General features: G+C 72.8%; 13 protein-coding genes. 11 read left to right on the top strand and 2 right to left on the bottom strand.

Going from position 1 to position 13,064, the window contains the following annotated elements:
• Nucleotides 1-68 precede the first annotated feature (68 nt).
• The 3 genes from OG403_RS24535 (at nt 69) to OG403_RS24545 (ending at nt 3,110) form a co-directional block, all read left to right on the top strand.
• Nucleotides 69-902 (top strand): lysophospholipid acyltransferase family protein, encoded by an 834-nt coding sequence (locus tag OG403_RS24535; protein ID WP_329567875.1) that lies wholly within the window; start codon nt 69-71, stop codon nt 900-902.
• Nucleotides 899-1,897: an NAD(P)H-dependent glycerol-3-phosphate dehydrogenase gene (locus OG403_RS24540; protein ID WP_329567877.1), complete on the top strand. Its 999-nt coding sequence runs from the start codon at nt 899-901 to the stop codon at nt 1,895-1,897. Before OG403_RS24535 ends, OG403_RS24540 begins: the two co-directional genes overlap by 4 nt.
• A gap of 70 nt (nt 1,898-1,967) precedes the next feature.
• Nucleotides 1,968-3,110, top strand: coding sequence for a D-alanine--D-alanine ligase family protein (locus tag OG403_RS24545; RefSeq protein WP_329567879.1), 1,143 nt, complete (start codon nt 1,968-1,970; stop codon nt 3,108-3,110).
• Between the two features lie 77 nt (nt 3,111-3,187).
• Here OG403_RS24545 and OG403_RS24550 read toward each other — a convergent pair whose 3' ends face one another.
• A complete protein-coding gene (locus OG403_RS24550) occupies nt 3,188-3,421 on the bottom strand; it encodes an Lrp/AsnC family transcriptional regulator (RefSeq protein WP_329567881.1) in 234 nt (77 codons plus the stop codon).
• A gap of 214 nt (nt 3,422-3,635) precedes the next feature.
• On the opposite strand from OG403_RS24550, the gene OG403_RS24555 reads away from it, so the two are divergent.
• The 3 genes from OG403_RS24555 (at nt 3,636) to thiD (ending at nt 6,565) form a co-directional block, all read left to right on the top strand.
• Nucleotides 3,636-4,604, top strand: a complete 969-nt coding sequence (locus OG403_RS24555; protein WP_329567883.1) for a thiamine-phosphate kinase — start codon at nt 3,636-3,638, stop codon at nt 4,602-4,604.
• Nucleotides 4,605-4,667: 63 nt separating this feature from the next.
• Complete coding sequence (locus tag OG403_RS24560; RefSeq protein ID WP_329567885.1) at nt 4,668-5,693, top strand: 6-phosphofructokinase; 1,026 nt, start codon at nt 4,668-4,670, stop codon at nt 5,691-5,693.
• A gap of 59 nt (nt 5,694-5,752) precedes the next feature.
• Nucleotides 5,753-6,565: a bifunctional hydroxymethylpyrimidine kinase/phosphomethylpyrimidine kinase gene (gene thiD, locus OG403_RS24565; RefSeq protein ID WP_329567887.1), complete on the top strand. Its 813-nt coding sequence runs from the start codon at nt 5,753-5,755 to the stop codon at nt 6,563-6,565.
• 127 nt (nt 6,566-6,692) lie between these two features.
• Here thiD and rpmB read toward each other — a convergent pair whose 3' ends face one another.
• Entirely contained in the window at nt 6,693-6,878 is a 186-nt protein-coding gene (rpmB, locus tag OG403_RS24570; RefSeq protein WP_035846000.1) for a 50S ribosomal protein L28, read from the bottom strand.
• 294 nt (nt 6,879-7,172) lie between these two features.
• Between rpmB and OG403_RS24575 the strand changes: the two genes are divergently transcribed.
• The 5 genes from OG403_RS24575 (at nt 7,173) to coaD (ending at nt 13,039) form a co-directional block, all read left to right on the top strand.
• Nucleotides 7,173-8,861, top strand: a complete 1,689-nt coding sequence (locus OG403_RS24575; RefSeq protein ID WP_329567890.1) for a DAK2 domain-containing protein — start codon at nt 7,173-7,175, stop codon at nt 8,859-8,861.
• Between the two features lie 55 nt (nt 8,862-8,916).
• Nucleotides 8,917-11,124, top strand: a complete 2,208-nt coding sequence (gene recG, locus OG403_RS24580; protein WP_329567891.1) for an ATP-dependent DNA helicase RecG — start codon at nt 8,917-8,919, stop codon at nt 11,122-11,124.
• A 124-nt stretch (nt 11,125-11,248) separates the two neighbouring features.
• Nucleotides 11,249-11,761, top strand: a complete 513-nt coding sequence (locus tag OG403_RS24585; RefSeq protein WP_329567893.1) for a hypothetical protein — start codon at nt 11,249-11,251, stop codon at nt 11,759-11,761.
• A 176-nt stretch (nt 11,762-11,937) separates the two neighbouring features.
• Entirely contained in the window at nt 11,938-12,501 is a 564-nt protein-coding gene (gene rsmD, locus OG403_RS24590) for a 16S rRNA (guanine(966)-N(2))-methyltransferase RsmD (protein ID WP_329567895.1), read from the top strand.
• Between the two features lie 49 nt (nt 12,502-12,550).
• Nucleotides 12,551-13,039, top strand: coding sequence for a pantetheine-phosphate adenylyltransferase (coaD, locus tag OG403_RS24595; protein WP_329567897.1), 489 nt, complete (start codon nt 12,551-12,553; stop codon nt 13,037-13,039).
• Nucleotides 13,040-13,064 lie beyond the last annotated feature (25 nt).

The raw sequence follows: 13,064 nt of genomic DNA on the forward strand, positions 1-13,064 counted from the left end.
GATGCGATCATGCGATGGATTTCTGTCGCGGCACCCCAGGTGCCGCGCGACACGATGGAGGACCTGGGGTGGCCCGCCGCTCGTACGCCAGTTTCGGCAACGCCGACTACGGAATCTGGTACCGCTTCGCCGCGGTCCTGGTGAAGCCGGTGACGACCGCACTGGTGAAGCCCGAGTGGCGCGGCTGGGAGAACTTCCCCGAGGAGGGCGGCTTCCTGACGGTGGTGAACCACAACTCGGTGATCGACCCGGTGGTCTACGCCCACTTCCAGTACAACAGCGGCCGTCCGCCGCGGATACTGGGCAAGTCCTCCCTCTTCAAGGTGCCGTTCATCGGGTTCATGCTGCGCAAGACCGGTCAGATCCCGGTCTACCGCGACTCCACCGACGCCGCGCAGGCCTTCCGGGCCGCGATCTCGGCGATCGACAACGGCCAGGTGGTGCAGTTCTATCCGGAGGGCACCATCACCCGGGACCCGCAGCTGTGGCCGATGACCGGCAAGAGCGGTGCCGCCCGGGTGGCGCTGATGACCGGCGCGCCGGTGATCCCGGTGGCGCACTGGGGCGCGCACGAGATCGTCCCGCCGTACGGCAAGGGGCTGGGCGGGCGCCCGGCCAAGGTCAGCCTCTTCCCACGGAAGAAGGTGGTGGTCGCGGCCGGACCGCCGGTGGACCTGAGCCGCTTCCAGGGCAAGGAGTTGACCAGCCAGGTGCTGCGCGAGGCGACCGGGGAGATCATGGACGCGATCACCGCCGTGCTGGCGGAGATCCGCGGTGAGCAGCCGCCCGCCGAGCGCTTCGACCTGCGCCAGGCCGCCCGGAAGAAGAACGCCGAGCGGGGCGCGGCGAACGAGGAAGCGGCCGTCGAGGCCGCCGAGCGTGACGAGGAGAGCGACCGATGACCCGCTGCGCCGTTTTCGGGACCGGCTCCTGGGGCACCCCGTTCGCGATGATCCTGGCCGACGCCGGCTGCGAGGTCGCGCTCTGGGGCCGTCGCAAGGAACTGGTCGACAGCATCGCGGCCACCCGCACCAACCCCGAGTACCTGCCGGGCCTGGTGCTGCCGGACGCCGTGGTCCCCACCACCGACCCGGCCGCCGCGCTGGCCGGCGCCGACTTCGCGGTGCTCGCCGTGCCCTCCCAGACGCTGCGCGAGAACCTGGCGGCCTGGAAGCCGCTGATCGGCCCGCAGACCGTGCTGGTGAGCCTGATGAAGGGCATCGAGCTCGGCACCACCAAGCGGATGACCGAGGTGATCCGCGAGGTGGCCGGGGTCGGTCCGGAGCGGGTCGCGGTGGTCAGCGGACCCAACCTGGCTCCCGAGATCGCCAAGCGGCAGCCGGCCGCCAGCGTGGTCGCCTGCGCGGACGAGGAGGTCGCCCGGCGCTTCCAGCAGGCTTGCCACACACCGTACTTCCGCCCGTACACCAACACCGACGTGATCGGCTGCGAGCTGGGCGGCGCGGTGAAGAACGTGATCGGCCTGGCGGTCGGGATGGCCGACGGGATGGGCCTGGGCGACAACACCAAGGCCACCCTGATGACCCGAGGGCTGGCCGAGATCACCCGGCTCGGCGAGCGGCTGGGCGCCGATCCGCACACCTTCGCGGGCCTGGCGGGGATGGGCGACCTGGTGGCCACCTGCTCCTCGCCGCTCTCCCGCAACCACACCTTCGGCTTCAACCTGGGCAAGGGCATGACCCTGGAGCAGGTGATCGCGGCCACCAAGCAGACCGCCGAGGGCGTCAAGTCCTGCGAGTCGGTGCTGGACCTGGCCCGGCGCAACGGCGTCGACATGCCGATCGTCGCGGCGGTGGTCGACGTGGTGCACAACGGGCGGCCCACCCAGGAGGTACTGAAGGACCTGATGGGCCGCTCGGCGAAGCGGGAGCGCTGACCGGGCGCAGGACGGGCGGAGCGGCGCTGACCGGGAACTGAAACGTCCGCACGGTAGTCTCACTTTCGATATGAGCATCGAATCGACCTCCCCGAACCAGGCGGCGAAGCCGCGAGTCGCGATCGTCTTCGGCGGTCGCTCCTCCGAGCACGGCGTCTCGGTGGTCACCGCCGCCAGCGTGCTGCGGTCCATCGACCGGACCAAGTACGAGGTGCTGCCGATCGGCATCACCCAGCAGGGCCGTTGGGCGCTGGTCGCCGACGAGCCCGCCCGGATGGCGATCAGCGACGGGCGGATGCCCGACGTCGACCAGATCGCCGAGTCCACCGAGGGCCAGCTGACGCTGCCGGCCAGCCCGGTCAGCCGCGAGGTGGTCTGGAGCGAGCCCGGCGCCACGCCCAAGCTGCTCGGCGAGGTCGACGTGGTGCTGCCGCTGCTGCACGGCCCCTGGGGCGAGGACGGCACGCTGCAGGGCCTGTTGGAGCTCTCCGGGGTGCCCTACGTCGGCTCCGGCGTGCTGGCCAGCTCGGTCGGCATGGACAAGGAGTACACCAAGCGGGTGCTGGAGTCCTTCGGGCTCGGCGTCGGCCCGTACACCGTGATCCGGCCGCGCGACTGGGAGAGCGAGACCGGGCGCGCCGCCGCCCGGGAGCGGGTCGGGCAGCTGGGCCTGCCGGTCTTCGTCAAGCCCTGCCGGGCCGGCTCCAGCATCGGGATCACCAAGGTCAAGGACGCGACCGAGCTCGACGCGGCGATCGAGGAGGCCCGCCGGCACGACCCGAAGGTGATCGTCGAGGCGATGCTGGAGGGCCGCGAGCTCGAGTGCGCGGTGCTGGAGTTCGAGGACGGCCCGCGGGCGAGCGTGCCGGCCGAGGTGCTGGTCGGCGAGGGCTACGAGTTCTACGACTTCGAGGCCAAGTACATCGACTCCTCCGAGGTGCAGATCCCGGCCCGGCTGACCGAGCAGGAGACCGCCGCGATCCGCCGGCACGCGGTCGAGGCCTTCGAGGCGCTCGCCTGCGAGGGCCTGGCCCGGGTGGACTTCTTCCTGCTCACCGACGGCCGCTGGGTGGTCAACGAGATCAACACGCTGCCCGGCTTCACCCCGATCTCGGCCTACCCGAAGATGTGGGAGGCCACCGGCGTGCCCTACGCGGAGCTGATCGACCGGCTGCTGCAGGCCGCCCTGCGCCGCTCCACCGGGCTGCGCTGACCTGCCGTCCGACACGCCGCGGCGCCGCCCCCGAGGACCGGGGGCGGCGCCGCGGTGTTGCGGGCGGCGGTGTGTCGCTACAGATGGACCACCGGACAGGTCAGTGTCCGGGTGATGCCCTCGACCTGCTGGATCTGTGCCACTACCAGCCGTCCCAGGTCATCGACCGTGCCGGCCTCGGCCCGCACGATCACGTCGTAGGGACCGGTGACGTCCTCGGCCTGGAGGACCCCCTCGATCTTGCTGATGGCCTCGGCCACGGCAGTGGCCTTGCCCACTTCGGTCTGGATCAGGATGTATGCCTGTACCACGGAGGACCTCCCGGCGGCTCGGGGTGGCGGAGCGGGGACAAGGAACGCGGCCCGCGCGGAATCTGGTGGGGGCGGGCACGCGGCAACGACTGGTGGATCACCACGCTACCGCGCACCGGGCCCGGGAGGGGAGACCTCGCGCGGGCCGGTGGGCGTTACGCTTCGCGCGGGGCGCGCACCGCGTGCCCGGGAGCTGACGCGGAGAGGACGGCACATGCAGGGGACCGTGGGCGAGCTCGGCGAGTTCGGACTCATCAGGGAGCTCACCGCCCGGCTGCCGCTCACCCCGGCGGTGGAACTCGGCCCGGGTGACGACGCGGCCGTGGTCCGGGCCCCGGACCAGCGGGTGGTGGCCACCACCGACGTGCTGATCGAGGGCCGGCACTTCCGCCGTGACTGGTCCACCGCCTACGACGTGGGCCGCAAGTCCGCCGCGCAGAACCTCGCCGACATCGCCGCGATGGGCGCGGTGCCCACCGCGATACTGCTCGGCCTGGTGGTGCCCGCCGACCTGCCGACCACCTGGGCGACCGAGCTGATGGACGGTCTGCGCGACGAGTGCCAGGTGGCCGGGGCGGGGGTGGTCGGCGGTGACGTGGTGCGCGGCGAGACCATCACGCTGGCCATCACCGCGCTCGGCGACCTGCAGGGCCGCGAGCCGGTGAAGCGCTCCGGCGCGCAGCCGGGCGACGTGGTCGCGGTGACCGGCTGGCTGGGCTGGTCGGCGGCGGGGCTGACCGTGCTCTCCCGCGGCTTCCGCTCGCCGCGCGCCTTCGTCGAGGCGCACCGGCGGCCCGAACCGCCGTACCACGCGGGCCCGGCGGCGGCCGAGCTGGGCGCCACCGCGATGATCGACGTGAGCGACGGGCTGGTCGCCGACCTCGGCCATGTCGCCGCCGCCAGCGCGATGGACATCGACCTGCACGCGGCCGACTTCGACGTCCCGGCGCAGATGGCCGACATCGGGCAGGCGGTCGGGGTGGACCCGCTGGTCTGGGTGCTCTCCGGCGGCGAGGACCACGCGATCGCGGCGACCTTCCCGTCCGGCGTCCAACTGCCGGCCCGCTGGCGGGTGGTAGGCGAGGTCGTCGGAGCGGCCAAGCCCGGGCGCACCGGCCGGGTCACCGTGGACGGCGCGCCCTGGGACCGGACGGCCGGCTGGGACCACTTCGCCGCCGAATGAGGCAGCCGAACGAGTGAGTGTTGGACACCGGGAGGGGCGACGGCCACCACGTAGGCTGCCCGCATGCGTATCGGTGTCCTGACCAGTGGCGGCGACTGCCCCGGGCTCAACGCGGTGATCCGCTCGGTGGTGCACCGGGGTCTGGACGTGCACGGTGACGAGATCGTCGGCATCGAGGACGGCTTCCTCGGCCTGATCGAGGGCCGGGCCCGAGTGGTCGGCCATGACGACGTGACCGGCCTGCTCACCCTCGGCGGCACCGTCCTCGGCTCGGCCCGGGTGCGCCGGGAGCGGATCGAGTGGGCGGTGCGCAACGCCCCGGAGCTCGCCGCCAACCTCGGCATCGACGCGCTGATCGCGATCGGCGGCGAGGGCACGCTGACCGCCGCCAAGATGTTCAGCGACGCCGGACTGCCGGTGGTCGGGGTGCCCAAGACGATCGACAACGACATCGAAGCCACCGACGTCACCTTCGGCTTCGACACCGCCGTGCACGTGGCCACCGAGGCGATCGACCGGCTGAAGACCACCGCCGAATCCCACCAGCGGGTCCTGGTCGTGGAGTTGATGGGTCGTCACACCGGCTGGATCACGCTCACCGCGGGCATGGCCGGCGGCGCGCACGGCATCCTGATCCCGGAGAAGCCCTTCGACATCGAGGCGGTGGCCCGGATGATCGAGGAGCGCTTCTCGCGCGGCAAGAAGTTCGCCATCATCGCGGTGGCCGAGGGCGCCGAGCCGATGCCCGGCACGCTGCGCTTCGACCACGGCGGGGTCGACCAGTTCGGCCACCGCACCTTCGGCGGGATCGGCACCCGGCTGGCCCACGAGCTGGAGGACCTGCTCGGCAAGGAGGCCCGCCCGGTGATCCTCGGCCACACCCAGCGCGGCGGCACCCCCACCGCCCGGGACCGGGTGCTCGCCACCCGGTTCGGCTGGCACGCGGTGGAGGCCGTCCACCAGGGCGCCTTCGGGCACTTCACCGCGCTGCGCGGCACCGAGATCCGGCTGGTCCCGGTGGCCGAGGCGGTCACCCGGCTGAAGACCGTTCCGCAGGACCGCTGGGTGGAGTCGGAAGCGGTGCTCTGACCGGGTCGGTGCTCTGACCGGCGGCGGTGCCGCGCGGGCCGCCGGGTAGGTTGGGGCCCATGTCCGTTGAACCCTCCGTTGCAGCCCCGCCGCGCGTCCTGACCATCGCCGGTTCCGACTCCGGCGGCGGCGCCGGTATCCAGGCCGACCTGAAGACCATGCTGGCCCTCGGCACGCACGGGATGAGTGTGATCACCGCCGTCACCGCGCAGAACTCGCTCGGCGTCCAGGGTTACTGGGAGCTGCCCGCCGAGGCGGTCCGGGCGCAGTTCCGCAGTGTGGTGGACGACATCGGGGTGCAGGCCGTGAAGACCGGCATGCTGGCCTCGATCGAGCTGGTGGAGACCGTCGCCGAACTGCTCGCCGGCCTCGACGCGCCGATCGTGGTGGACCCGGTCGGGGTCTCCAAGCACGGCGACGCGCTGCTCGCGGCCGAGGCGGTCGCCACGCTGCGCGAGCGGCTGCTGCCACTGGCCACGCTGGCCACCCCGAACCTGCACGAAGTGGCGCAGCTCACCGGGATCACCGTGCTGGAGCAGGGCGAGATGCGCCCGGCCGCCGACGCGCTGCTGGCGTTCGGCCCGCGCTGGGTGCTGGTCAAGGGCGGGCACCTGGCCGGCGAGGCCGCGGACCTGCTGGCCGGACAGGACGGTGAGGAGTACTGGTTCCGCGCACCGCGCTACGACAACCGGCACACCCACGGCACCGGCTGCACGCTGGCCAGCGCGATCGCCGCGGAGCTGGCCAAGGGCCGGGAGCTGCCGGCGGCGGTCGGCGCGGCCAAGGAGTACGTCACCGGGGCGATCCGGGCCGGCTTCCCGCTGGGTGCGGGCATCGGGCCGGTCGACCACGGCTGGCGGCTGCGCGGCTGAGAATGCGCCGCGGGGCCCGGCCGATGGCCGGGCCCCGCAACAGGAAACAAGTGCTCGGAAAAGCAGGAAGCCGATCCATCCGAGGACGGATCGGCTTACCGGAGGACCGGTCGCACCGGTCTGCGCGTCAGCGCGAGACCTTACCGGCCTTGATGCACGAGGTGCACACGTTGAGCCGCTTCGGCGTACGCCCGATCACAGCGCGCACCGTCTGAATGTTGGGGTTCCAACGACGGCGGGTACGGCGGTGCGAGTGGGAGATGTTGTTGCCGAAGCCCGGCCCCTTGCCGCAGACGTCGCAGTTGGCAGCCACAGGAGTCACTCCAAGACTTCAGATCAGTTACGTTCGAAAACCCCGGCTGATCCACCCTGGCCACTCACGTGGTTCGGATCGGTTCAAGGGGGAGCCCGGGTTGTTCCAGGCAACCGGAGCAGCATACATCGAGTGCTCCCGCTCCAAGAAACTACCATGTCCGATCGCTTGATCGCTCCGTCGCGCCGCTCCTTGATCGCTGGGCGGACCGGGTGACGGATGCCCCGATAACCTGCCAGAGGCCCCATCCGCAGCAACGTCCCGTTGCCGTCGCGTTCACCTGGAGGAGACCCGGTGCTGGAGACGCTCGACGCCCCCGCCGTCCGCACCTGGTGCCGCCTCGCGCTGTCGGCCCTCGGCCAGGCCCGCGAGGAGATCGATGCGCTCAACGTCTACCCGGTGCCGGACGGGGACACCGGGACCAACCTCTACCTCACGGTGGAGGCCGCCACCGCGGCCGTGGAGCAGTGCTTCGACCACGGCGGTGATCCCGCACTGGAGAGCGCCGTCAAGGCGATGGCGAAGGGCGCGCTGCTCGGCGCCCGGGGCAACTCCGGGGTGATCCTGGCCCAGCTGCTGCGCGGCATGGCCGAGATCCTGGCTGAGCACGGCGGCACCGCGCCGGCGCTGCGCCGGGCGCTGGCCCGGGGCACCGAGGCGGCCTACCAGGCGGTGGCCGAACCGGTGGAGGGCACCTTGCTGACGGTGGCCAGGAGCGCCGCCGAGGCCGCGGCGGCGCTGGACGGGTCGGCGTCGGACGGGCCGGGGAGCTCGGCGGACCAGCTGGCCGAGGTGGCCGCCACCGCCCACCGGGCCGCCCGCGCCGCCCTGCTGCGCACCCCCGCGCAGCTCCCGGTGCTCGCCCAGGCGGGCGTGGTGGACGCCGGCGGGCGCGGGCTGGTGGCCGTGCTCGGCGCGCTGGCCGACGCGGTGGCCGGCCAGGCGCCGATGGGCCCGGTGGCGCTCGGCGAGGACCTGCCGGCCGCATCCGCTTCCCGGGGGGAGGGTGGCTGCGCGAACGAGCCCGAGCGGCTCCCCGGCCACCCCGCCTTCGAGGTGATCTACCTGCTGGACGCCCCCGACGAGGCGCTGCCCGCGCTGCGCGCCAGGCTCGGCGCGCTCGGCGACTCGCTGGTGGTCGGCGGCGGCGACGGGCTCTGGAACGTCCATGTCCACGTGGACGACGCGGGCGCGGCGGTGGAGGCCGCGCTGGCGGCCGGCCGCCCGCACCGGATCCGGATCACCCACTTCGCCGAGGCCGCCGCCAGGGCCGGGGACCGTGCCCTGCCCGCGGCCCACCCGGGGGCCGGCAGCGCGCCGAGCGGGCGCGCGGTGCTCAGCGTGGTCACCGGAGCGGGCCTTGCCGAACTGTGCCGCACGGCCGGCGCGGCCGTGCTGGCCGCCGACCCGGACGCGCCGCCGTCCAGCGCCGAGCTGGCCGAGGCGGTCCGCCGGTGCGGCGCGCACGAGGTGATCGTGCTGCTCAACGACCCCGAGCTGCGGGCCGGTGCGGGGGCCGCCGCCGACCAGCTGCGCGAGGAGGGGGTGCGGATCGCCGTGCTGCCCACCCGCTCCCCGGTGCAGGGGCTGGCCGCGCTGGCGGTGCACGAGGTGACCCACCGCTTCGACGAGGACGTGGTCGCCATGACGTCCGCGGCCGGTGCCACCCGCTACGCCGAACTGGCCGTCGCCGAGGGCGAGTCCTGGACCATGGCCGGGGTCTGCCAGGCCGGCGACGTGCTCGGCCTGATCGACGGTGATGTGGCGGTGATCGGCAGGGGGATCGCCGAGACCGGCGCCGAGGTGCTCTCCCGGATGCTGGCGGCCGGCGGTGAACTGGTCACCCTGGTGGTCGGCGAGGGCGCTCCGGCCGGGCTGGCCGACCGCCTGGTGGCGCACGCCAGGCGACAGCGACCGGAGGTCGACACGATGGTCTTCGCGGGCGGTCAGCAGAGCGCGCCGCTGCTCATCGGGGTCGAGTAGGCCCGTTCGGGTCCTTGGCGCGCACTGTCCGCGCCGTGGTGTTCCATAGGCTCTGATGGCTGCCCTGGACGAACCCCTGACGAAGCTGGTCGGCGACCGCACCGCGAAGGTGCTCGCCGACAGCCTCAAGCTGCGCACGGTCGGTGACCTGCTGCACCACTACCCGCGCCGCTACGCCGAGCGCGGTCAGCTGACCAGCCTGGACGAGTTGGAGATCGACGAGCACGTCACCGTGCTGGCCCGGATCGAGAAGGTCACCCTGATCCCGTTCCGCGGCCGCAAGGGCGACCGCCTGGAGGTGGTGGTCACCGACGGGCGCGGGCGGCTCTCGCTGGTCTTCTTCAACCAGGGCTGGCGGCAGAAGGAGCTCAAGCCCGGTCTGCAGGGCCTGTTCGCCGGCAAGGTCGGCGTCTTCAACCGCAGCCGCCAACTCGCCTCTCCCGACTACCAGTTGCTTGACGAGAGCGCGGACTCCGGTACCGCGCAGCAGTTCGCCGGCCGGATGATCCCGGTCTACCCGGCCAGCGCCCAGATGCCCAGCTGGAAGCTCTCGCTGGCGATCGAGATGGCGCTCACCACCCACCTCGACGCGGTCGGTGAGCCGCTGCCCGAGGCGCTGCGCGCCGAGCGCGGCCTGCTCCCGCTGCCCGAGGCGCTCGAGCTGATCCACCGCCCGCGCAACCAGGCCGAACTGGAGCGGGCCCGCGACCGGCTGCGCTGGGACGAGGCCTTCGTGCTCCAGGTCGCCCTCGCCCAGCGCCGGGCCGCCGCGCACGCGCTGCCCGCGGTGCCGCGCCCGGTCCGCTCCGGCGGGCTGCTGGACGCCTTCGACGGCAAGCTGCCGTTCACCCTGACGGACGGCCAGCAGAAGGTCGGCGCCGAGATCTTCGCCGACCTGGCCAGCGAGCACCCGATGCACCGGCTGCTGCAGGGCGAGGTCGGCTCCGGCAAGACGCTTGTGGCGCTGCGCGCGATGCTCACCGTGGTGGACGCCGGCGGGCAGGCGGTGCTGCTCGCGCCGACCGAGGTGCTGGCCCAGCAGCACCACCGCTCGATCGTCGAGATGATGGGGGAGTTGGCCGAGGGCGGGATGCTCGGGGGTTCCGAGATCGGCACCAAGGTGGTGCTGCTCACCGGCTCGATGGGCGTGCCGGCCCGCCGCCAGGTGCTCAGCGACATGGCCTGCGGGAACGCCGGCATCGCGATCGGCACCCATGCGCTGATCGAGGACAAGGTGCAGTTCCTGGACCTCGGCCTGGTGGTGGTGGACGAGCAGCACCGGTTCGGCGTCGAGCAGCGCGACGCGCTGCGCGCCAAGGGCGGGCAGCCGCCGCACCTGCTGGTGATGACCGCCACCCCGATCCCGCGCACGGTCGCCATGACGGTCTTCGGCGACCTGGAGACCTCGGTCCTCGACCAGCTGCCGGCCGGCCGCTCGCCGATCTCCAGCCATGTGGTGCCCGCGCTGGAGAAGCCCAACTTCCTGGCCCGCGCCTGGGAGCGGATCCGCGAGGAGGTGGCCAAGGGGCACCAGGCCTACGTGGTCTGCCCGCGGATCGGTGACGAGCCGCCGGAGCAGCCGGGGAAGAAGAGGCGCAAGGCCGACGATGGCGACCAGGAGGACCTGGGCGCCGCCGATGACGAGCGGCGTCCGCCGCTGAGCGTGGTGGAGACCGCCGAGCTGCTGGCCAAGGGCCCGCTGGCCGGGCTGCGGGTGGAGATCCTGCACGGCCGGCTGGCGCCGGAGGCCAAGGACGACGTGATGCGGCGCTTCTCGGCCGGGCAGCTCGACGTGCTGGTCGCCACCACGGTGATCGAGGTGGGCGTCAACGTCCCCAACGCGACCGCCATGGTGATCATGGACGCGGACCGGTTCGGCGTCTCCCAGCTGCACCAGCTGCGCGGCCGGGTCGGCCGCGGCAGCGCGCCCGGACTGTGCCTGCTGGTCAGCGAGATGCCGGCGGGCAGCGCGGCCCGGGCCCGGCTGGAGGCGGTGGCCGGCACCCTGGACGGCTTCGCGCTCTCCAGGATCGACCTCGAGCAGCGCCGCGAGGGCGATGTGCTCGGCCAGGCCCAGTCCGGGGTGAAGTCCTCGCTCAAGGTGCTCTCGGTACTGGAGGACGAGGAGGTCATCGCGGAGGCCAGGACGGCGGCGGCCGCGCTGGTCGCCGCCGACCCGGAGCTGACGGATCACCAGGATCTGCGGGCGGCCCTGGCGGGTCTGCTCGACGAGGACCGCGCGGCCTACCTCGACAAGGGCTGAGCTCCCGCGCGGCCCTGGAGCGCACACCGACCACCCGCTGATTGTCAGTGCCCCGCGCGACAATGGAGGTGTTCAGGACGGAGCGTCAAGCTCCGTTCCTGACACGACACTTGGGGGTCCTGCCATGGCATTCCGTCATCTCAACGAGCTCCCGCTGGGCGACAAGGTCTTCCGGGTCGAACTCGCCAGCGACGACGACCGAGAGGTCACCCTCACCCTGACCGGCTGGCGCGAGGGGGCCGCCGCCACCCCGCTGGCCGCCGGCAAGCTCCGCCTCCCGGTGGAGGACGTCGCCAGCCTGCGGATCGCGCTCAACCGCGCGCTGCGCGCACTGGCCATCGTCGCCGACGTCTCCGAGCCGATCCCCGACCGCGATGTGCTGCGCGAGCTCTACCCCGGCCACGGCGCCCCCTGGGTGCCGCAGCACGAGGAGGAGCTGGTCCGGCGCTTCCACGAGAGCGAGACCATCGCCCGGATAGCCGCCCGCTTCGGCCGCACACCCGACTCCGTCCGCAGCAAGCTGCGTGAGCTGGGTCACGACCCGCGCCGCCCCGAGTACTGCCCGCCCGACGGCTGCCTCTCCTGGTCCCGCTACGCCTCGCCCACCCTGCTCGGCGCCGTCGCCCCGCAGGAGTAACCGCCCGCCCGTCCACCGAGTCACCGCCCGTCCACCGAGCCACCGGCCGCGCGCCCGGGGCCCGCTCCGGCCCGTCCGGTGGTCGCGGAGTGCAGCGTGCCGCGCTGCCCTGCGACCACCGGGCGGGCCGGTCCGTATAGCGTGGCCACGGCAAGCAGAGAGGGAACCGAGGACTCATGACCCGCGTCATCGCCGGGACGGCCGGCGGCCGTCGACTGGCCGTACCACCTGGCCGAGGCACCCGCCCGACCTCCGACAAGGCCCGCGAGGCGATGTTCTCCACGCTGGAGGCGCTGCGCGGCACCCTGGTCGGGGCCCGCCTGCTCGACCTCTTCGCGGGTTCCGGCGCGGTGGGCCTGGAGGCGCTGTCCCGGGGCGCGGCGCACGTCCTGCTGGTCGAGGCGGACGCCGCCGCGGCCAGGGTGGTGCGGGCCAACGTCAAGACGGTGGCGCTGCCCGGCGCCGAGGTGCGGGCCGAGCGGGCCGAGCGGGTGGTGGCCGGCGCCGGTCCCGGCGAGCCGTACGACCTGGTCTTCCTGGACCCGCCCTACTCGGTGACCGACGCCGAACTGCGCGAGATGCTGATCACACTCCGCGCTGGGGGCTGGCTCACGGACGACGCACTCGTCACCGTGGAACGCAGCACCCGGGGTGGCGAATTCGGCTGGCCCGGGGGATTCGAAGCGCTGCGCTCCCGTCGTTACGGCGAGGGCACGCTCTGGTATGGGCAAGCCGTCTGACCACGGCCGCACCGGCCGGGGACCACTACCGAGAGGGAAGTACACCGCAATGCGTCGCGCCGTCTGTCCGGGTTCGTTCGACCCGATCACCAACGGGCATCTCGACATCATCGAGCGGGCCTCCCAGCTCTACGACGTGGTGCACGTCGCGGTGCTGATCAACAAGAACAAGCAGGGCCTGTTCACCGTCGAGGAGCGGATCGCGCTGATCGAGGAGACCTGCGAGCGGTACGGCAACGTCCAGGTCGAGTCGCACCACGGCCTGCTGGTGGACTTCTGCCGGGACCGGGGGATCCCGGCCATCGTCAAGGGCCTGCGCGCGGTCAGCGACTTCGACTACGAGCTGCAGATGGCCCAGATGAACCGCGGCCTGACCGGCGTGGAGACCCTCTTCGTGCCCACCTCGCCGACCTACAGCTTCCTCTCCTCGACCCTGGTCAAGGAGGTCGCCTCCTACGGGGGCGATGTCTCGCACCTGATCCCGCCGGTGGTGCACCGCCGCCTGATGGAGCGGATCGCCGAACGGGCCGCCCAGTAAAGAAAGAGGAGCCCTCGCCCCCGGG

The sequence above is a fragment of the Kitasatospora sp. NBC_01266 genome (assembly GCF_036242395.1).
In the GTDB taxonomy this organism is placed as follows: domain Bacteria; phylum Actinomycetota; class Actinomycetes; order Streptomycetales; family Streptomycetaceae; genus Kitasatospora.